This is a genomic window from Holzapfeliella floricola DSM 23037 = JCM 16512 (assembly GCF_001436605.1).
GTDB lineage: Bacteria > Bacillota > Bacilli > Lactobacillales > Lactobacillaceae > Holzapfeliella > Holzapfeliella floricola.
The window spans coordinates 306633-326411 of the sequence record NZ_AYZL01000020.1; the positions used below are offsets into that span (position 1 = coordinate 306633).

Here is a 19779-nt window from a genome sequence, read left to right on the forward strand (position 1 = left end):
TGAATGATTATTATTTTGATTTGAGGTCAAAGAATGGTCATTCCTTTCTTATTTTCGCAAAGCAAGCATGATGCGATTATATTTTTGTCATCAGCATCACACTTCTTCACTATAGTATTTTTGTATTGCTTGACTAAATCCCTTATCACAGATAGCTAGTATTTTACGATTTTTACCAATAGCTTGTTCAAAGTCATGGCTGGTAAAGTCTGTAATGATAGGAACCTTATAATAACTTGCTTTATTAGTAATATCTTTTTGATTATTTTTAGCTGTATCTGTCGCTAAAAAAACCAACTGCACCGAAGAATTTCTAATACCTTCAATTACTTGTGGTGCACCAGAGATTAAATTTTGAGATTTTTGTGCTAAACCTAGCAAATTTAACACTTTTTGACGGTTATCAATCACTTTTTATCTCCAAATAACTCTTTTCTGGCTTTTTGATGATCAACATATTCAAACAACTCGTCATAAAACCCATCATCTACTTTGATTCTCAAAGATTGGTTCAAAACTTGTTTATCTTTAGCTATTTGAATATTATCTGGCTTCAATGAAACATAGGCCCCACGACCAGGTTTCTTCCCGGTTGGGTCAATGCTTAAATTACCTTCTTTATCTAACACAACACGTACTAACTCTTTTTTAGGTACCATTTCATTAGTCAGTAAATCTCGACGCATTGGAACCTTACGTTTTTTCATAGTTATCACCTACTCAAAGATTATTCTTCAGTATTTTCTGAAGTATCGTTAGATGAATCAGAGTTTGAGTCAGCTACTTCGGGGTCTTCGACAAATTCAACCTCTGACTCAGCTTTAATATCAATTTTATATCCTGTAAGTCTAGCTGCTAAACGAACATTTTGTCCACGTTTACCAATAGCTAATGATAATTGATAATCTGGCACAATCACCAGACAACTGTTTTGAGCTTCGTCAAACTGAACAGCAATAACTTCTGCTGGATTCAAAGCATTTGCAATATAATCCGAAGGATCTTCTTCATAGTTAATGATGTCCATATTTTCGCCGCCTAGTTCGTCAACAATTGTTTGAACTCGGGCACCTTTTTGACCTACACAAGTTCCGACTGCATCGATGTTTTTGTTATCTGAACGAACAGCCATCTTAGTACGGTCACCGGCTTCTCTAGCAATTGATACAATTTCTACTGTTCCATCATAAATTTCAGGAACTTCACGTTCGAATAAACGTTTAACTAGGTCAGCGTGTGTACGAGAAACGAAAACTTGTGGTCCTTTTGTTGTGTTATCTACTTTAGATACTAACACTTTAATGCGATCATGTGGTTTATAAGTTTCATTTGGCATTTGGTCAGCTCGTGACATTAATGCTTCAACACGGCCAACATTCATATAAACAAACTTATTATCTTGTCTTTGTACTTCTCCTTGAACAACTTCATCTTGATACTGTGAGTATTCATCAAAGATATTTGTTCTTTCTGCTTCACGTACGCGTTGCATAATAACTTGTTTAGCAGTCTGTGCAGCAATACGCCCAAAATCCTTAGGTGTTACTTCAAATTTTAAAACATCACCTAATTCATATGCTTTATTAATTTTCAATGCATCTGGGAAGCTAATTTCCAATCTATCATCAAAAACTTCTTCAACTACTTCTTTCAAAGCATATACTTTAATGTCGCTTTTCTTTTCATCAAAAATCACTTCAACATTTTGAGCTTTGTTGTAGTTTCGTTTATATGCCGAAACTAATGCTGCCTCTAGTGCATCGATGATGACTTCTTTTTTGATTCCTTTTTCTTTTTCAAGTGCCTCAAAGGCGCTTAACATTTCTTTTGACATGAAATACGTCCCCTTCTAAAACTCAATCGCAAATCTTGCTTTTGCCACAATATCCGTTGGAATTGAGAGTTGTTTACGTTGTGTTTTAATTTTGATTTCTAAAGTAACAAATGACTCATCTTTACTAATCAAAAAACCTTCGTATACTTTTTCGCCTTCAAAAGCACGGTATAAACTAACATTGATGTATTCACCAATCGCACTTTCCCAGTCTTTTTCTTTTTTGATAGGTCTTTCAACACCTGGTGAAGAGACTTCTAACATATAAGGCTCTGGAAAAGGATCAGGATTAAGTTCATCAAGTTTTTCACTTAATTGTTCACTTACCTGTGCGACTTCTTCAATATCAATCCCACCAGATTTATTGACATAAATTCTTAAATAACGTGTTGATTTTTCTTTAATGTACTCAACGTCGACTAGTTCGTAACCTTTTTCGTCAACGATTGGTGTAACTAAAGATTCAACAATTTCTGTAATCTCAGCCACATAATCCTCCTATTGCAATAAAAAGAGTGAGCATTTCTGCTCACTCGAACTAAGAACCATCCAATGACTAAATTTTAGCATATTTAAGCCCCTAAATCAATTTAAAAAAGTGACAATTGGTTCTGTTCGGGTAGCCCTTCCAGAACACCATTTTCTTCAAAATAGCCCATAATTGTCTTAGAAACTTTTCCTCTTGTTGCCAAATCTTCTTGTGATAAGAATTTCTTATCAGCTCGTGCTGCAACAATTTGTTTTGCTACATTGTCCCCTAAACCAGGAACAGCGTTAAACGGTGCGAGTAAGGTATTGTCATCTAAAATAGTGAAATCTTGAGCTGCTGATTTTTCAACGTCCACCATTTTGATTTTAATACCTCGTTCTAAGCACTCATTGGCAAGTTCAAGAACAGTCATTAAACTTTTATCTTTGGCTGTCGCATCATTACCTTTTGCACTAATTTCTTGCATAGCTTCTTTAACTGAGTTCTTACCATTTGACATGGCTACTAAATCAAAGTCACTTGCTCTCACACTAAAGTATGCGGCATAGTAAATAGTTGGATAATGTACTTTGAAATAAGCAATTCGTAGAGCCATCATGACATAAGCTGTCGCATGAGCCTTTGGAAACATGTACTTAATCTTCAAACACGAATCGATGTACCAACTAGGGATATTAGGATTGTCACGCATTAACTCTTGCCACTCTTCAGGAATACCCTTACCTTTACGAACACGTTCCATAATTTGGAAGGCTGTTTGAGATTCCATCCCCCAGTGGATTAAATCAAGCATAATATTATCACGACATCCGATAACTTCTTTTAAAGTAACTTGTCCACTATCAACAAGATCAGATGCATTACCAAGCCACACGTCAGTTCCGTGAGATAGACCTGAAATTTGTAATAACTCAGCAAAAGTCGTTGGCTTAGTATCTTCAAGCATCCCCCTAACAAACTTCGTCCCAAATTCAGGTACACCTAATGTTCCTGTTTTTGAATTAATCTGTTCAGGTGTGACACCAATAGAATCGGTTCCAGAAAACAATGCCATAACACCCGGGTCATTCGTTGGAATGGTTAATGGATCAATTCCACTTAAATCTTGTAGCATTCTAATCATTGTTGGATCATCATGACCTAAAATGTCAAGTTTTAAGATATTATCATGAATCGAGTGAAAATCAAAGTGAGTTGTTTTCCATGTTGAACTTTGGTCATCTGCTGGATATTGAATAGGTGTGAAATCATAAATATCCATATAATCAGGTACGACAATAATACCAGCGGGGTGTTGACCGGTTGTTCGTTTAACGCCTGTCGATCCTTTAGCCAAACGTTCAACTTCAGCCGTTCTTAAATCAAGCTCTTTTTCTTCCTCATAATGTTTAACATAACCAAATGCTGTTTTATCAGCCACAGTTCCAATAGTCCCTGCTCTAAATACACTGTCTTCACCAAATAAAACTTTGGTGTAATTATGTGCAACAGGTTGATAATCTCCGGAGAAGTTCAAATCAATATCTGGAACTTTGTCTCCTTTAAATCCTAAGAAAGTTTCAAATGGAATATCATGACCATCTTTAACTAATTCTTTGTCACAGTTTGGGCATTTTTTATTAGGCAAATCATATCCCGATCCATATTCACCTTTAGTATAAAATTCGGAATACTTACAACTAGCACAGCGATAATGTGGAGGTAGCGGATTTACTTCTGTGATTCCCGTCATTGTTGCTGCAAAACTCGATCCAACAGAACCCCGTGATCCAACTAAATAACCATCTTTATTAGATTTATACACTAGTTTTTGGGAAATCAAATAGATAACACTGAATCCATTTCCAATAATACTTTTTAATTCGTGTTCAATACGGTCTTCAACAATTTGAGGTAATGGATTGCCATATAGTTCGTAAGCTTTATTATAAGATAATTCTCGAATCTCTTCTTCAGAATGCTCCATAATTGGCGTATACAGTTTATCTTTAACAGGAACAATGTCTTCTGTTGATTCAGCAATACGATTAGGATTAGCAACAATTACTTGATAAGCAGTTTGTTCATCTAAAAAGTTAAACTCATCAAACATTTCTTGTGTTGTTCTAAAATGTAAATCGGGAAGATTTTGATGACGTAGTGGACTACTCTTGATAGAAGATATTAGAATTTCGCGATAAATATGATCTTCTGGATTCAAGTAATGCACATCCCCTGTTACAACAACAGGCTTATCTAATTCTTGGCCAAGTCTAATCATATTTTTTAGGATATCTTGCAAATCTGCTTGATTACGAATTAATTCACGCTCAATTAAATAGCTGTAGGCACTCGGCGGTTGAATTTCTAGATAATCATAATATTTCGCTAATTGTTTAGCCTCTTCATATCCTTTTTGCATCATTGCAGTGAATACTTCACCATCTGCACAACCACTTCCAATTAATAATCCTTCTCGATAATCATCAAGCAGGAATTTAGGCAAACGAGGTGTTCGATAATAGTACTTAATGTTAGCCATCGAAATGAGCTTAAATAAATTTTTTAATCCAGATTGTGTTTTTGCCAAGATAGTCATATGGCTTGGACGGGCTCTTTTATAGGTTAAATGCGGATTTTTATGTTGATTATAGTTATCTAAATTAGTTTCACCAAATTGATTGTCGAAGACCGTCATCAATTTGTACAACAAGTAACCGGTTGCTTCAGCATCACTATCGGCTCTGTGATGGTGTTCAAGGGTGATTTGATACTTTCTAGATAATGTATCCAGCGTGTGGCGGCCTTGCTCTGGATGAAGTAATCGTGATAATTCTAGCGTATCAATAACAGGAATGGACACCTTTTTAAAACCAGACCTTACAAGTGCAGCGTTTAAAAAGCCGATATCAAATGATACATTGTGCCCAGCTATTGCTTCTGACTCTGACATAAACTTAACAAAACGAGTCAAAACGTCTTTTTCATCATCGGCTTGTTCCACCATATCATCTGTGATACTAGTTAAATTAATCGTTGTTGTAGATAATGCTTCATGAGGATTAATAAATTCATCGAATCGTTCAATGATCTCCCCATTTTTCATTCGAACAGCACCAATTTCAATGATTTGATCATAAACAGCTGACAAACCAGTCGTTTCAACATCAAAAATAACATAATCAGCCGATTGGGCATCTAAACTGATTGGATTTTGAACGAGCAAATTTTTGCTATCATCAACAAAGTTTGCTTCTTGTCCGTACAAAATTTTGACATCATTGGCTTGACCGGCTGCGTGTGCTTCAGGAAAAGCTTGTGCACCTGCATGATCAGTTACTGCAATTGCTTTATGGCCAAATCTAGCCGCAGCTTGAACATATTCTTTAATTGAATTAGTAGCATCCATTTGACTCATTGTCGTATGAAGATGAAGTTCTGCCCTCTTTTCCCCATCATAAGTATCTTGACGTTCTGGTTTTTCAAAAACCTCAAAATCCTTAATCATGATAGTTAATTCTTGACTGTATTTGTCGTTTTGTGTTTGTCCCTTAACACGGGCCCACATCCCGGGTTTGATGTTTTCAAAAACAGCTGTTTCTTGTTGATTTCGAGGGAATTTTTTAATTGTGATTGAGTCGCTGTAATCCGTTATCTTAGCAATCAACATTTTATTATCATTACGTAAACTACGAACTTCCACATCAAATAAATGTCCTTCAATAACAACATCTTGTTGTTCTTCTTGAATATCTTTTAACTGTTGAAATTGTGACTTAGGTGAAATGGGATTACCTAATGATGTTTGTGAACTTGTAACGGTTTGTTTTTTCGGTGCAGCTTGTTGTTTGTGAGCTTCGTGCTCAAGCGACTGCTCAAATTGTTGTTGCTGTTGGTACAGACTGTCCAGGTTTTTTAAAGATTGCGCTTCATCAATCACTGTTATTTTAATTTGATCAACTAAAAAACCGTGTTGTTGCAGTAACTCTGTTAGTTCAACTAACACATCATCTGTAATCATAGCTTGACTGACTGCATTTTCTAGTTTCAAAGTTAAAACCCGATTTTGATAGTCAGATTTTGAGTTCAATAAAATACGTTTAATCATAGATGAACTTGTAAGATGGTGTTCAATAATATCTTGATAATAATCATTATCAATAGCATCTGACTTTTCACCGAAGGCAACAACCAACTCTGGTTCTACAAAGCTAGAGAGTTCCTGTGTAACCGCTTGTTTCAATAGTTGATAGGCTGAAAATGATATTTTTTTAGGAAAAAAAAGGTGGAAAATCCACTTTCTTTCTTGTTGGTAGACATCCACTTTTTTTATTTGACCTTGATAAAAACTATCATTTTCAGAAAATCCATCAGCAACTAATTGATTAAACTTAACTTGATTTAATAAATTTAAAAATAGTTGATTTTCTTTAGACATGTTTTACCCTATTTCGTTTTTTAAATAATTTGCAACTTCAGAAATTTGAAGTTCCACTGCTTCTTTTGTTTGATTATTTTTAACTTCTACAATTCCTTCAGCAGCTTTTTTACCAATAATGACACGGAACGGTGCACCTAGTAAATCAGCATCTGCAAATTTTACACCTGGACGTTCTGCACGATCATCATATAAAACTTCAAATTTACTTTGTAAGTCTTGATACATCTTTTCAGAAATCTGTGTTTGTTCGTCATTATTCATTTTCATTTGAATAAGATGTACTTCAAAAGGTGCTACTTCTTTAGGCCATAGGATACCACGGTCATCATGGTGCTGTTCAATAATGGCAGAAAGCAATCTTGAAACACCGATTCCATATGACCCCATAATGACAGGTTGAGCTTTACCATTTTCATCTAAGAACTTAGCATTCATTGCTTCTGAGTACCGTGTTCCTAATTTAAAGATATGACCAATTTCAATACCACGAGTAAATTTCAACTCAGCTTTTCCAGTCGGATCTAATTCTCCTTCTTTAACAACAGTAATATCTGCAAAATTATCAGGCGTAAAGTCACGGTTTAAGTTAATATTTTTAAGTTGGAAGCCTGTTTCATTAGCTCCTACAACGAAGTTTGCCATATTTTGAACATTGCAGTCAGCAATAACTTCTTTAGCAAAATTTTGTCCAACAGGTCCAATACTACCAGCTTTTACTTGTGTTAATTCAAATTGTTCATCATTAGTTGCTAAGCGTAAGTCTTCAACTTGTAATAAGTTCTTCAACTTCACTTCGTTAACTTCTTGATCACCTCTAATTAAAACAAGAACAGGTGTTTCATCTGCAATATAAACAACACTTTTGACAATGTCTTTTTCGCTAATTTTTAAGAAGTCTGCTAAGTCAGCAATAGTCTTGATATTAGGTGTGGCTACTTTTTCAACGTCTTGTAATGGTGCGTTGTTTTCTTCTTTGACAAAATAACTTGAAGCCATTTCAATGTTAGCAGCATAGCCTGAATCAGTATAAACAATTGTATCTTCACCAATAGCTGCAGGAGCACCAAATTCTAGTGAATCAGATCCACCCATTGCACCAGCATCACCAATAATCGGCTTAACTTCTACGCCAGTTCTAGCGAAGATTTTAAGGTAAGCATTCTTCATATCTTCGTATTGTTGATCAAGTTGTTCGTAGTTACTTGCAAAGCTGTAACCATCTTTCATAATAAATTCACGACCACGAAGTAGTCCAAATCTTGGACGATTTTCATCACGGAACTTAGTTTGAATTTGGAATAATGAAAATGGTAAGCGTTTGTAACTTTTAATTTCTTGAGCGACAATTTCAGTAAATGTTTCTTCATGTGTAGGACCTAAGATAAAGTCACGTTCATGGCGATCTTTCAATTTAAATAAGTTAGGTCCATAAGAATCATAACGACCAGATTTTTGCCATAATGAAGCAGGTAATAATTCTGGCATCATCATTTCGCTTGAATCAATTGCTTCCATTTCTTCACGGATGATTTGTGATACTTTTGATAATACACGATTTGCCAATGGTAAATAAGAATAAACACCGGCAGTGACTTGGCGTACATAACCACCACGTAACATTAACTGATGGCTGACAGCTTCAGCATCAGAAGGTGTTTCTTTTAAGGTTGGCATAAAAAATTTAGATTGTTTCATAGTTCCTCCAACTAAGTTACTTATTTAATAAAATAGCGATAAATATCGTTTCCGGTTACAGCAATGATTAATGCGAATAAAATAACCACACCTACGATATTAATAATCACTTCTTTTTCTTGTGAAACTGGTTTTCCACGAAGTAATTCATACAGGTTAAGTAGTAATTTACCACCATCCAATCCTGGAATTGGTAATAAATTCATAATTCCTAAGTTAATCGATATTGCACCCAAGAAATACAAAATACTTAAAAATCCTTGGTTAGATAAATCTGAAGCTTGCTTATAGATACCAACCGGTCCAGACAACTTATTCAAGCTAAAGCCAGTAACTAAGCTTTTGACACCTTTGAAAATTAAAGTTGCTGTATTAGTTGTTAAATTCCAACCTTGATTAATACGAGCTGAAAATGAGCCATCAACATCAAATGTTAATCCCAACAAACGATAATTAGTTTCATTTTCAGTAATTGTTTGTGGTGTAACTGTTTTTTGAACACTTTGTCCGTTACGTTCAATCTCAACTGTTACCTGTTCATTTTTTGTGGTGCTAAGATATTGTTGAATATCTGTTGTTGACGCAATATTTTGTTGATCAACTTTGACTATTTTATCCCCTTTTTCAATTCCAGCTGTTTGTGCAGGTGAGTTTTGTGAGAAGTTATTAACTACTGTTGTTGGTGCACCGGCTGAAACAAAAGCATAAATCATAAAAACAACCAAGGTTAACAATGCGTTATTGAAAGGACCCGCAAAGTTGGTTGCGATTTTCTTCCAAACCGAAACAGACTGCATTTGAACATCCCTTGGTGCAATTTGAAGTTCTGTTCCGTTTTCTTCAATAATCGTGGCATCATGAATAACATCAAAGTGTCTTAACTTTTCCTCATCGCCATTTTCAAAGCCCTCAATATAAAGTGTGTCTTCTAAATCAGCTTTTTTTACCTGAACGGGAATACCGTCAAAAGAAATATCATCCGATGTAGTATTAATACGGACGACTTGTCCTTTTTCATTCAATTGAAGTAATACCATTGATCCGGGATCAATTTTTGCCGTGTCATCTGGACCAGCTAATCTAACATAACCACCTAACGGCAACCATCTAACAGTATAAGTTGTATTTTTGTGTAATTTTTGAAATAATTTTGGTCCCATTCCGACAGAAAATTCACGGACAAGAATGCCTGACTTTTTAGCTACAATAAAGTGCCCAAATTCATGGACGACCACTAAAATCCCAAAAATGATAAGAAATATAAGAATTCCAAGCATCTGCATTTACTCTTTGACTCCTGTTCTTTTTAAAATAATCCAATTAAATAGGCAATAGGCAATACAAACAATAGGCTATCAAAACGGTCCAAAATTCCACCGTGACCTGGTAGAATCGTCCCACTATCCTTGACTCGATAAAAACGTTTGTAAGCCGATTCTACTAAGTCACCAATTTGACCAACTATTGATAATAAGCCGCTCATAATGACTATTTGTATCCATGACATATTTAATGGCACAAGGCTAGTATATAGTAGTGCTGCTAAAATTGCGACAACAACCCCACCCACAGAACCTTCAATCGTTTTATTGGGACTAATCGGTTTATACAGTGGATGTTTACCTATTGTTCTCCCAACTAGATAAGCTCCACTATCTGTAATCCAAATTATCACCAATAATAAACCAACTAGTGCCAGTCCTTTTTCAGATGCTCTAGCTTGTAAAAAGTAATGGAATCCTTGTCCAACATATAACGATGTAATGGCGATAACACCAACATCTTCAAAATTGAATCGATTGGAGTCAACAATAGTTAACCCTAGTAATAAAACCATTAAAAGTAAGAATACTCGATAACGGTCCATCGGCAAGTTTTGATCAAAAACAGTCAAAGAAACTGCAGATAAAGCAGCCAATATAAAGTCTACGGAAACTAAAACTCGTTTTTTCATCATGTAAATTTCAGCCATGGCAATAATACTCAAAATCGCCATAATAATCGTTAAATAAATCCCCCCAAAATAAACTAAAGGAATCGCGATTGCCAAAGCAACTAGCGCCGTCAATACACGTATCTTCATTAGCACGTCTCTTCTTTCTTTTTGGACTATTATAATTTACCAAAACGTCGATGACGCTTAGAAAAGTCCTCGATAATATCAGTCAAGTCTTCTTTAGAGAAGTCTGGCCAACTTTTATCTGTGAAGGCAAACTCGGTATAAGCTAATTGCCAAAGTAAAAAGTTTGAAAGTCTTTGTTCACCACTTGTCCTAATTAACAAATCAGGATCTTCAAATTGACTAGTTAATAAATGCTTTTCAATCACATCCTCTGTCACATTAGAGGGGCTTAATTCGCCTAATTGAATTTGCTGGCCTATCTCTTGAACTGCTTGTGTTAATTCACGTCTTGCACCATAATTTAATGCAAAATTCAAAACTAATCCTGTATTATTACTTGTTTGGTCAACCGCTTTCATCACAACATCATAAGTTGATTGGGGTAATTCGTCCAAAAACCCCATAACGTTTACTCGAACATTTTCTGCCATCAATTCTGGCATAAATTTATCAAAAAATAGCGCTGGTAATTTCATTAGATAGCCCACTTCTTCGGTTGGACGTCCCCAATTTTCAGTTGAAAAAGCATATAGAGTTAAAACTCTGATACCTAGATGACTAGCTGCTTTTGTAATAGTTTTTACATTGTCCATTCCTTTTTTATGTCCAGCGACTCTTGGTAAAAATCGCTTTTTGGCCCAGCGACCATTTCCGTCCATAATAATTGCTAAATGGTTGAGATTACTTGATTGTGATTTCATTTGTATTCCTATCAAAAAACCGAAGTTTTAACCTTCGGTAATTTCAGCACTTTTTGCATCGGATGCTTCTTCAATTTCTTTAATTGCATCGTCAGTTAATTTTTGAATGTCTTTTTCTAACGAACGTAAATCATCTTCTGTGATATCGCTATTTTTTTGTTGTTTTTTAACATCTTCCATTGCATCGCGACGAATGTTACGAATAGCAACTTTTCCTTGCTCAGCAATTTTACCAACTTCTTTAGCTAGTTCTTGACGACGTTCACCAGTTAGTTGAGGAATAACCAAACGAATAACATCACCATCATTAGCAGGGTTCAATCCTAAATCAGAAGCTAAAATAGCTTTTTCAATATCACCTAATGATGACTTGTCGTAAGGTGAAACCATCAAAACACGAGCTTCTGGAATTGTTACAGATGCCATTTGATTCAATGGTGTTGGTGCCCCATAATAGTTAACTTTAACTGGGTTTAAAATACTTGCATTAGCCTTACCTGCACGAACATTTCCGATTTCATGTTGATACACTTGTACGCTTTTTTTCATTGATTCTTTAGCATTAGTCGTTGCTTGATTTTGCATTATTATTTTCCTCCGCGAATTTTTGTTCCAATATCTTCTCCGAGTACAACACGCTCAATATTTCCTGGTTCGTTAATATTAAAAACGATTAATGGAATATCGTTATCCATTGATAAGAAGCTCGCTGTCATATCCATTACTCGAAGGTCTTTATTAATCATATCTGACTGTGATAGCTCATCAAATTTAACAGCATCTGGGTCTTGTTTTGGATCTGCTGAGTAAACACCATCAACATTATTTTTAGCCATCAAAATAACTTCTGCGTCCATTTCAGCAGCCCTAAGTGCTGCAACAGTATCAGTTGAAAAGTAAGGATTACCAGTTCCAGCAGCAAAGATAACCACACGATGTTTTTCAAGATGACGGATTGCACGACGACGGATATAAGGTTCTGCAATTTGACGCATTTCAATCGCTGTTTGAACACGCGTTGGCACGCCTACAGATTCTAGACCATCTTGTAAAGCTAAACTGTTCATAACAGTTGCTAGCATTCCCATGTAGTCGGCTTGCGAACGTTCCATACCTAATTTAGCACCGGTTTCTCCACGCCAAATATTTCCACCGCCTACAACAATTGAAATTTCTACACCCAGTTCATGAACTGACTTAATTTCTTCGGCTAAACTTTCAATGATTTCAGGATTAATCCCAAAACCATCTTTACCGGCTAAAGCTTCACCACTAACCTTTAAAACAACTCGTTTATAATTAATTGAACTCATGGAATCCTCCTACTATACTGATAACATTTTATCATATTTAAAGTATTAAATCGTATTTTTTCCAAAAAAATAACACCTCAACGGTGTTAAAATTTTGTTATTTTCTAACTTGACTCATAACTTCTTCAACAAAGTTATCAGCTTTCTTTTCGATTCCTTCGCCGACTTCATAACGAACAAAGTTAATTACTTTTCCGCCCTTAGATTCAACGAATTGTTGAACTGTTTGGTCAGGATCTTTAACGAATTCTTGGTCTACTAAACTAATTTCTGATAAGAATTTGTTCATACGACCTTCAACGATTTTTGGAATAATCTTTTCAGGTTTTCCTTCGTTTTTAGTTTCTTCAGTGAAAGCTGCTTTTTCATGTTCTAAAACTTCTGAAGGAACGTCGTCACGTGAAACAAACTTAGGATTAATAGCTGCAACGTGCATTGCAACGTCTTTAGCTGTTTGTTCGTCAGCACCTTCTAATGTTACAAGTGCTAGGATTGTTCCGCCATTGTGTAAGTAAGCACCAAATACTTGGTTGTCTTCTTTTTTCACTAGGTTAAAACGACGGAAACTAATTTTTTCACCAATAACAGATGTTAGGTTTGTAACTTCGTCTTGAACTGTACCATTTTCGTTGTATGGTAAAGCCATTGCTGCTTCAACTGATTCAGGTTGAGCTTCAGCAATTTTACCAGCTACATCTTTAACAAAAGATACGAAACGATCGTTTGATGAAACAAAGTCTGTTTCTGAGTTAACTTCAACCATTGCTGCAGTGTTTCCACTAAATTCAACATCTGCTAAACCTTCAGCAGCAACGCGATCACTCTTCTTAGCTGCTTTTAAAGCACCTTTTTTACGAAGTTCGTCGATTGCTAGGTCCATGTCACCGTCTGTAGCAACAAGCGCTTTTTTAGCGTCCATCATACCAGCACCGGTTTTTTCACGAAGTTCTTTTACTTGAGCCGCTGTAATACCAGCCATGTCAAATACCTCCTATTAAATTTTCAAGTTAATTAAAATTATTTTTCTTCTGATTTTGCTTCTTCTTTTTCAAATGAAGCTTCATCGATTGCTTGGTCTTCACCTTGTTTACCTTCGATAACAGCGTCAGCCATGCTACTTGTAATTAAACGTACGGCACGAATAGCGTCATCGTTAGATGGAATGATTACATCAATTTCATCTGGGTCACTGTTTGTATCAACCATAGCAACGATAGGAATGTTAAGTTTTTGAGCTTCTTTAACTGCAATTCTTTCTTTGCGAGGGTCAACGATGAATAATACATCTGGAATTCTTGGCATATCTTCGATACCACCAAGGAATCTTTCAAGTCTTTCGCGTTGTTTGTTTAACAATGCAACTTCTTTTTTAGGAAGTACGTCAAATGTACCATCTTCAGCCATAGCTTTGATTTCTTTAAGACGTTTGATACGACCTTGAATTGTATCCCAGTTAGTCAATGTTCCACCTAACCAACGGTGATTGATGTAGAATTGACCTGCACGTGTTGCTTCTTCTGCAATTGCATCTTGAGCTTGTTTTTTAGTACCAACAAAAAGAAATACACCGTCATCTGCTGCAACTGCTTTAACGTAGTTGTAAGCATCTTCAACCATACGAACTGTTTTTTGTAGGTCGATGATATAGATTCCGTTTCTTTCTGTAAAGATATAAGGTTTCATTTTTGGATTCCAACGTCTTGTTTGGTGACCAAAATGTACACCTGATTCAAGTAATTGTTTCATGCTGATTACTGACATAAATAAATTCCTCCATTTGGTTTTTTTATTCCTCTCAGCAGTTTTATATCTCTTTGATAAAACTTTAATTAAAAGCACCTTATCAAAAATTTACTACTGATGTGGTTTGCTGCTTTTTGCAACTATCAAATTATACCCTATATTTTTGATTGGTTCAACTATTTTTATTAAAATAAGGCGCGAAACTATGATGTGCTTTCAAGAAACTCTGTTTTTGCTTTCTAGTCTTCTTTTTAAACCAGGCTTCTCGCTTTAAAGCTTGTGATTTGGTCTCATACGTTTCGTAATAAATAACGCGAACTGGAACTCTAGCTCGTGTGTATTTAGCTCCTTTTTTAGCATTGTGCGTAGCTAGCCTTTTTGACAAATTAGTTGTAAACCCTCCATAGTAAGTCTGATCACAACACCTTAGCACATAAAAATAATACTTAATCCTATTCACCTGCCAAAATCCTTTGAATAAATTCAGTATAATTATTATCAGTTTCATGAACCACAATTTCTGGCAACAGTTTAACACCTGTCATTGAACCTTTAGCCATTGCTTCTACCAAAACAATGTTAGCTTCTCGTCCTTTTTTTGGAATAACTGATTGGATTTTCCGAGGCATCAGATCATACTTAGCCATCAAAGTAATCATTTCGGTTAATCGGTCAGGTCGGTGAACCATAAAAAGTTTTCCTTTAGTTTTGAGCAGGCCTGATGCAGTTTTAATAATATCTTCTAGATTGATCATAATTTCATGTCTAGCAATCGCCAATTGTTCGTTGGGATTGACCTTATGTCCAGAATCTAGTTCAAAATACGGCGGATTACAAATCACTGCATCATAACTATCTTTCTTCAAAAAATCTGTTGCCTCTTTTGCATCCCTATTATAAACGGTAATTTGTTCACTTAACTCATTTAATGCGACTGAACGTTTTGCCATTTCAGCAATATCTGATTGGATTTCAACAGCATCAATTTGCGCTTTTTTATAATAATGTGTCAAAAACAAACTTGCTGCCCCATTTCCCGAACATAAATCAGCAATTTTGCTATTCTTCTTAATCTGTGTAAAATAAGCTAGTAAGATTGTGTCTAAAGAAAAAGAAAAGACTGTTTTGTTTTGGATAATTTTAATCTTTTCATCGAATAGATGGTTAATTTCTTCGTTTTCATAAAGTATCATAAATGTCATTTCCTTTTCAAATGTCAGTTAAACTGTTTTTTTGTTATAATAACATGGTTAAAAGAAAGGTGATAATATGTTTTATCGATTTATTCGTGTTGTTGCACGTGCAATATTCTTCATTATAAATGGTCGACCGCTGGTTCTGCATAAAGAAAGATTGCCTGAGGGTAATTATATTTTAATTGCTCCGCATAGAACTTGGTGGGAACCCATTATCTTTGCTTTAGCAGCTAGTCCAAAGGAATTTATGTTTATGGCAAAAAAAGAATTATTCAAAAATCCAATTTTAAGATTTGTCTTAAATCATTCCCACGGATTTAGTGTTGACCGTCAAAATCCCGGCCCCTCTGTTATTAAAATTCCAGTTAAAAATTTAAGGAATACAGAGCTTAGCTTAATCATGTTTCCAACAGGATCACGTTATTCTAATGATGTGAAAGCTGGAGCCGGTGTGATTGCTAAAATGGCTAGTGTTCCCTTAGTTCCCGCTGTTTATCAGGGTCCCTTAAAAATGAGTGGTGTTTTCAAGCGTCAAAAAATGTCAATCACCTTCGGTGACCCTATCTATATTGATAAAAAACAAAAATTAACAGATGAATTTAACCAACAATTAGATCGAGATATTCAAAACCATTGGAATGCTATTGATCAAGAAACTAATCCTAATTTCAAATACATTACCAAACAAAAAAAGTAGCTAGATAATCTAGCTACTTTTTTATTTATTGTTTTTTGAACGCATATTTGCCATTACTTGGTTCAATTTCTTAGATGACGGTTTTTGTCCCATTTGTGCCATCATTGAGCGAATCATATCTTCACTGATTGGCGGATTGTCTTGTAAATATTTCTTCATGTAAGATCTAGCCAAGAAGAAACCTAAGACTAGTCCACCGATTAGGGCAATCACAATTAATAAAATCGCAAGTCCTAAATTCATACTATGCACCTCCGTTTATTAGTTACATTATATTATTTTACACAAAAATTTAGAAATTTGGCAACTAATCTTCACGTAAACCTTTTCTTCTTTGTGCTTCTTTTGCTTTTTCAGAAGTTACTTCTTTACCACTCTTATCGATGATTTTCATATTTTCAATTTGTTGTTTAAATCCTGCGCGAAAATCAGCAATATATTCACGGTGAAGTTTCTTTCGTTCCATTTCTTCTGCTTCACTTAATCCAGCTTCTTTTCGTTTTTTAGCCAATTCATTAATACGATCGATTCTTTCTTGATTTTGACTCATAGCAATAACCTCTTTTTTATGATTGTTTATTTATTATTTGATGTGCTATCCTTATTTTAACAATATTAAGGGAGTAATTAAATGGCTAACATCAAAGAAAATAAACGACTGGAAATTTTAAATTATCTTTATTATACCATTTTAGATAATCAATATGCACCCAGCGTACGCGAAATTGCTCGACATGTTAACCTCGCCTCCACTTCCACTGTTCATAGCCACCTAAAAAAATTAGAAGCAGACGGGTTTATTACAAAAGAAGGCAACAAAACTCGTGCTATTCGCATTACAGACCTAGGAAAAGAACGTTTAAACGTAAAAGAAGAAGCTATCCCCATTATAGGAGAAGTTGTTGCTGGTGAACCTGCTTATACTTTTGATCAGACAATTAGTGATTATTTTCCTATTCCACCACATTTGGAACATTTAAAAAATGAATTATTTATTTTAGAAGTTAAGGGCAATAGCATGATCAATGCTCATATTTGTCCAGGTGACTATGTATTTGTTAAATCACAAACTAGCGCGCAAAACGGCGACATCGTTGTTGCTTTAACAGAAGACAATGAAACTACTTTAAAACGTTTTTATAAAAAACAAACTAAAGTTGTTTTGCACCCAGAAAATGATTCAATGTCAGACATTCAAATTGACAATATTAAAATCTTAGGCAAAGTAATAAGTTTGTACCGCTCAATAATTTAAAAAAACAATTCCTGGTATCAGGAATTGTTTTTTTAGTTTATTAATGAATTCATCATTTGTAACGTCAGTTGTGTTGATACTTGTTGAGTATATTCTGCTAGCTGTTGTTGATTTGCACCCGGATTTTGTGCCTGATAAGTTTGAACTTGCTTTGCTACTTCTTGCTTAAGTTGTGTTTGTTGAGCTTGCTTTTGTTCATCGGTCATTGCTTGTTGTTTTTCCGCTAAACTCTTAGCTTGATCTGCTGATAGTACTAACCAATTTGATTTTGGCACGGTAATTTCATTTTTTTCTGAAATTAACTCAGAATCCGAATCTTCTACTTTAAATAAAGTTTTATAAAAGTCAGAAGAAAACTGCCATTTTGTGGTTGTAGTTATCAATTTAGCTGATGTTTGTTCATCTACTATTTTGTAAGTGGCTGATTTTTTAACAGATTCAGCCATATGGGATTGGTCAGGTACAAAATGAGTGGTTGGGTCTTGTGAATCTTGGCTGTCTCTAAAGTTCATCGCATAATTACCAGATTGAGTACCAATTTGATTAGCAATCAATAAGTTAACCGGTGATTCTTTTTGACCAGCCGTATAAATTTCTGCTGTATTAACTACTGTTTTTTCTTCCATTCCAAAATGATATGCCGTATTTGCGACAATCGATAAACTAGAAAGTAACAATAACGCAGAAGAAATCGTTCCTAATACAACCCTCAGCAACTTAGGTTTGATTAAGAACCATGAAAATAGTGTCAATAATGTGAATATAATTACAATATAAATAATCAATGTTAGCACCCCCTATTTATCTTTTTCTAAAGTCTCCGGTTTTTGGTTTGTAATAAACAATGCAATTATTAAACCAACTACCGCAAAGCTTAAACCAATAGCAAAAGCCACTCTAAATCCATCCATAGATGCTGTTAAACTTTGTGCACCATATTTAATTGGATCCAATGTTTTTAAGGCAGCATTTGGCGCATTAGTATTCATAATATTCTGTGTAACTGATGTCAGTAAAGCAACAACGATAGAAGATGAAACTTGTCTCATTGTATTATTTGCAGCTGTTGCATGCGTTGACATTTCAGTTGGAAGAGCTGACATTGCTCGCGTCGTTAACGGCATCATTGTTAGTGCTACTCCTAACATTCTTACAGCGTACATTACTGTAATAATATGAGTGGGTGTCGATTCTGATAAGAAGACAAACGGAACTGTTCCAATGGCAATAATTGAAAGCCCAACTAGAACTAAGCGTTTTACCCCCACCTTGTTGTATAAAACACCTGCAACTGGTGAGATAATCCCCATCATCAATGCTCCACCTAGCAAGGTAAGGCCTGAGTTCAATGGTGTTAACCCGTGAACATTTTGCAAGTAAGTAGGTAACATCATTTCAACACCATACATAGCCATAGTTACTAGAATTAATGTAATAGTTGTAATTGTAAATTCCTTAACTTTAAATACCTTAATATCTAAAAAAGGCACTTCTAGTTTCAATTGACGTAAGACAAATACTGCTAATAAGACCATTCCCAAAACAATAGGTGAAATAACATTCAATACATCTGTCCAACCGTCTGTTGCAACATTTGTAAATCCTAACAAGAATAATCCAAAACCAATTACTGAATAAAATAATGATAAAATATCCAATTTAACTTTTTTGTTAGGAATGACATCTTTCATAATAAAAGGACTCAAAACAAGAGCAATAATTATGACAATCAATGGAATAATAAATATTGTACGCCATGAATTTGAAATCGTTAATCCAAAAATAACGTGGTTTTGGTCTAAAATCCATCCTGAAAGTGTTGGACCAATAGCTGGCCCCATCCCGATAACCAAACCGCTAAGCCCCAACGCTGTTGCTCTTTGTTTGATTGAGAACATATTTAAAATAACAATCTGCATTAAAGGCATCATAACACCAACTGCAATTGCTGCTAGCACACGTCCAATTAAAAACATAAACCACGCTGAGTTAGTAGCTGGCGTTAGTGCCGTTATTGAGATTCCTAATGCTAAAATAGCATAAGCGATAATATGCAGCAATCGTGTTGACACTCTTGTTGCTAAATAAGCTGTTAAGGGAATCATAACCCCATTAGCTAACAGAAACCAAGTCGTTGCTTGTTGTGCAGTGCTTAAGTTAATATCAAATTCCTTCATCAACGTTGGAATTGCTGTTCCAAGCGATGTTTGCATTAAAATACCTGCAAAAGTTGCAAGTAAAATTAAGAGCATGACGCTAATTCTACTGTAACTTTTGCCATGAATATCTGAAGCTTGATTTTTTGTATTCATT

21 protein-coding genes are annotated in these 19779 nt (G+C 35.1%); 2 read left to right on the top strand and 19 right to left on the bottom strand.

Features of this window, described 5'->3' with window-relative positions; translation table 11 throughout:
- Positions 1-96 precede the first annotated feature (96 nt).
- The 15 genes from FC86_RS05715 to FC86_RS05785 all read right to left on the bottom strand — a co-directional run bounded on the left by FC86_RS05715 (position 97) and on the right by FC86_RS05785 (position 15511).
- Entirely contained in the window at positions 97-411 is a 315-nt protein-coding gene (locus FC86_RS05715; protein WP_056975107.1) for a ribosomal L7Ae/L30e/S12e/Gadd45 family protein, read from the bottom strand.
- Positions 408-707 carry an RNase P modulator RnpM gene (gene rnpM, locus FC86_RS05720; protein WP_056975108.1) on the bottom strand — a complete coding sequence of 100 codons (300 nt, stop codon included), beginning with the start codon at positions 705-707 and terminating at the stop codon, positions 408-410. The genes FC86_RS05715 and rnpM overlap by 4 nt, the downstream gene beginning before the upstream one ends.
- A 20-nt stretch (positions 708-727) precedes the next feature.
- A complete protein-coding gene (nusA, locus tag FC86_RS05725) occupies positions 728-1834 on the bottom strand; it encodes a transcription termination factor NusA (RefSeq protein ID WP_056975109.1) in 1107 nt (368 codons plus the stop codon).
- A gap of 15 nt (positions 1835-1849) precedes the next feature.
- Entirely contained in the window at positions 1850-2323 is a 474-nt protein-coding gene (gene rimP / locus FC86_RS05730; protein WP_056975110.1) for a ribosome maturation factor RimP, read from the bottom strand.
- A 101-nt stretch (positions 2324-2424) separates the two neighbouring features.
- A complete protein-coding gene (locus FC86_RS05735; protein WP_056975111.1) occupies positions 2425-6741 on the bottom strand; it encodes a PolC-type DNA polymerase III in 4317 nt (1438 codons plus the stop codon).
- 3 nt (positions 6742-6744) lie between these two features.
- Positions 6745-8439, bottom strand: coding sequence for a proline--tRNA ligase (locus tag FC86_RS05740; RefSeq protein WP_056975112.1), 1695 nt, complete (start codon positions 8437-8439; stop codon positions 6745-6747).
- 20 nt (positions 8440-8459) lie between these two features.
- Positions 8460-9716: an RIP metalloprotease RseP gene (gene rseP / locus FC86_RS05745; protein ID WP_056975254.1), complete on the bottom strand. Its 1257-nt coding sequence runs from the start codon at positions 9714-9716 to the stop codon at positions 8460-8462.
- A 29-nt stretch (positions 9717-9745) separates the two neighbouring features.
- Entirely contained in the window at positions 9746-10522 is a 777-nt protein-coding gene (locus tag FC86_RS05750; RefSeq protein ID WP_056975113.1) for a phosphatidate cytidylyltransferase, read from the bottom strand.
- A 29-nt stretch (positions 10523-10551) separates the two neighbouring features.
- Positions 10552-11262 carry an isoprenyl transferase gene (locus FC86_RS05755; protein ID WP_056975114.1) on the bottom strand — a complete coding sequence of 237 codons (711 nt, stop codon included), beginning with the start codon at positions 11260-11262 and terminating at the stop codon, positions 10552-10554.
- Positions 11263-11289: 27 nt separating this feature from the next.
- Positions 11290-11847, bottom strand: coding sequence for a ribosome recycling factor (gene frr / locus FC86_RS05760; RefSeq protein WP_056975115.1), 558 nt, complete (start codon positions 11845-11847; stop codon positions 11290-11292).
- A gap of 2 nt (positions 11848-11849) precedes the next feature.
- Positions 11850-12575, bottom strand: a complete 726-nt coding sequence (gene pyrH / locus FC86_RS05765; protein WP_056975116.1) for a UMP kinase — start codon at positions 12573-12575, stop codon at positions 11850-11852.
- Between the two features lie 97 nt (positions 12576-12672).
- A complete protein-coding gene (gene tsf / locus FC86_RS05770) occupies positions 12673-13554 on the bottom strand; it encodes a translation elongation factor Ts (RefSeq protein WP_056975117.1) in 882 nt (293 codons plus the stop codon).
- Between the two features lie 38 nt (positions 13555-13592).
- Positions 13593-14336 (bottom strand): 30S ribosomal protein S2, encoded by a 744-nt coding sequence (rpsB, locus tag FC86_RS05775; RefSeq protein WP_056975118.1) that lies wholly within the window; start codon positions 14334-14336, stop codon positions 13593-13595.
- A gap of 154 nt (positions 14337-14490) precedes the next feature.
- On the bottom strand, positions 14491-14826 hold the full coding sequence (locus FC86_RS06685) for a GIY-YIG nuclease family protein (protein ID WP_056975119.1): 336 nt from the start codon (positions 14824-14826) through the stop codon (positions 14491-14493).
- Positions 14771-15511, bottom strand: coding sequence for a tRNA1(Val) (adenine(37)-N6)-methyltransferase (locus tag FC86_RS05785; protein ID WP_338033321.1), 741 nt, complete (start codon positions 15509-15511; stop codon positions 14771-14773). Before FC86_RS05785 ends, FC86_RS06685 begins: the two co-directional genes overlap by 56 nt.
- Positions 15512-15587: 76 nt before the next feature.
- On the opposite strand from FC86_RS05785, the gene FC86_RS05790 reads away from it, so the two are divergent.
- A complete protein-coding gene (locus FC86_RS05790) occupies positions 15588-16211 on the top strand; it encodes a lysophospholipid acyltransferase family protein (protein WP_056975121.1) in 624 nt (207 codons plus the stop codon).
- A 21-nt stretch (positions 16212-16232) separates the two neighbouring features.
- On the opposite strand, the gene FC86_RS05795 is transcribed toward FC86_RS05790, so the two are convergent.
- Both FC86_RS05795 and FC86_RS05800 read right to left on the bottom strand, forming a co-directional pair.
- Entirely contained in the window at positions 16233-16454 is a 222-nt protein-coding gene (locus FC86_RS05795) for a YneF family protein (RefSeq protein WP_056975122.1), read from the bottom strand.
- 64 nt (positions 16455-16518) lie between these two features.
- A complete protein-coding gene (locus FC86_RS05800; RefSeq protein ID WP_056975123.1) occupies positions 16519-16761 on the bottom strand; it encodes a DUF896 domain-containing protein in 243 nt (80 codons plus the stop codon).
- Positions 16762-16842: 81 nt separating this feature from the next.
- Here FC86_RS05800 and lexA point away from each other — a divergent pair, with 81 nt between their 5' ends.
- Entirely contained in the window at positions 16843-17466 is a 624-nt protein-coding gene (gene lexA, locus FC86_RS05805) for a transcriptional repressor LexA (RefSeq protein ID WP_056975124.1), read from the top strand.
- A gap of 32 nt (positions 17467-17498) precedes the next feature.
- Here the strand turns inward: lexA and FC86_RS05810 are convergent, their stop codons facing one another.
- Positions 17499-18251 (bottom strand): DUF4811 domain-containing protein, encoded by a 753-nt coding sequence (locus tag FC86_RS05810; RefSeq protein ID WP_056975125.1) that lies wholly within the window; start codon positions 18249-18251, stop codon positions 17499-17501.
- A gap of 12 nt (positions 18252-18263) precedes the next feature.
- Complete coding sequence (locus FC86_RS05815) at positions 18264-19778, bottom strand: DHA2 family efflux MFS transporter permease subunit (RefSeq protein ID WP_056975126.1); 1515 nt, start codon at positions 19776-19778, stop codon at positions 18264-18266.
- Position 19779 lies beyond the last annotated feature (1 nt).

Bases quoted from the DNA above. Each gene is read 5' to 3' on its own strand.
- rnpM (WP_056975108.1), bottom strand. From the start codon at position 707: ATGAAAAAACGTAAGGTTCCAATGCGTCGAGATTTACTGACTAATGAA.
- nusA (WP_056975109.1), bottom strand. From the start codon at position 1,834: ATGTCAAAAGAAATGTTAAGCGCCTTTGAGGCACTTGAAAAAGAAAAA.
- FC86_RS05735 (WP_056975111.1), bottom strand. From the start codon at position 6,741: ATGTCTAAAGAAAATCAACTATTTTTAAATTTATTAAATCAAGTTAAG.
- FC86_RS05740 (WP_056975112.1), bottom strand. From the start codon at position 8,439: ATGAAACAATCTAAATTTTTTATGCCAACCTTAAAAGAAACACCTTCT.
- rseP (WP_056975254.1), bottom strand. From the start codon at position 9,716: ATGCTTGGAATTCTTATATTTCTTATCATTTTTGGGATTTTAGTGGTC.
- FC86_RS05750 (WP_056975113.1), bottom strand. From the start codon at position 10,522: ATGAAGATACGTGTATTGACGGCGCTAGTTGCTTTGGCAATCGCGATT.
- FC86_RS05755 (WP_056975114.1), bottom strand. From the start codon at position 11,262: ATGAAATCACAATCAAGTAATCTCAACCATTTAGCAATTATTATGGAC.
- frr (WP_056975115.1), bottom strand. From the start codon at position 11,847: ATGCAAAATCAAGCAACGACTAATGCTAAAGAATCAATGAAAAAAAGC.
- pyrH (WP_056975116.1), bottom strand. From the start codon at position 12,575: ATGAGTTCAATTAATTATAAACGAGTTGTTTTAAAGGTTAGTGGTGAA.
- tsf (WP_056975117.1), bottom strand. From the start codon at position 13,554: ATGGCTGGTATTACAGCGGCTCAAGTAAAAGAACTTCGTGAAAAAACC.
- rpsB (WP_056975118.1), bottom strand. From the start codon at position 14,336: ATGTCAGTAATCAGCATGAAACAATTACTTGAATCAGGTGTACATTTT.
- FC86_RS06685 (WP_056975119.1), bottom strand. From the start codon at position 14,826: ATGAAACTGATAATAATTATACTGAATTTATTCAAAGGATTTTGGCAG.
- FC86_RS05785 (WP_338033321.1), bottom strand. From the start codon at position 15,511: ATGATACTTTATGAAAACGAAGAAATTAACCATCTATTCGATGAAAAG.
- FC86_RS05790 (WP_056975121.1), top strand. From the start codon at position 15,588: ATGTTTTATCGATTTATTCGTGTTGTTGCACGTGCAATATTCTTCATT.
- FC86_RS05795 (WP_056975122.1), bottom strand. From the start codon at position 16,454: ATGAATTTAGGACTTGCGATTTTATTAATTGTGATTGCCCTAATCGGT.
- FC86_RS05800 (WP_056975123.1), bottom strand. From the start codon at position 16,761: ATGAGTCAAAATCAAGAAAGAATCGATCGTATTAATGAATTGGCTAAA.
- lexA (WP_056975124.1), top strand. From the start codon at position 16,843: ATGGCTAACATCAAAGAAAATAAACGACTGGAAATTTTAAATTATCTT.
- FC86_RS05815 (WP_056975126.1), bottom strand. From the start codon at position 19,778: ATGAATACAAAAAATCAAGCTTCAGATATTCATGGCAAAAGTTACAGT.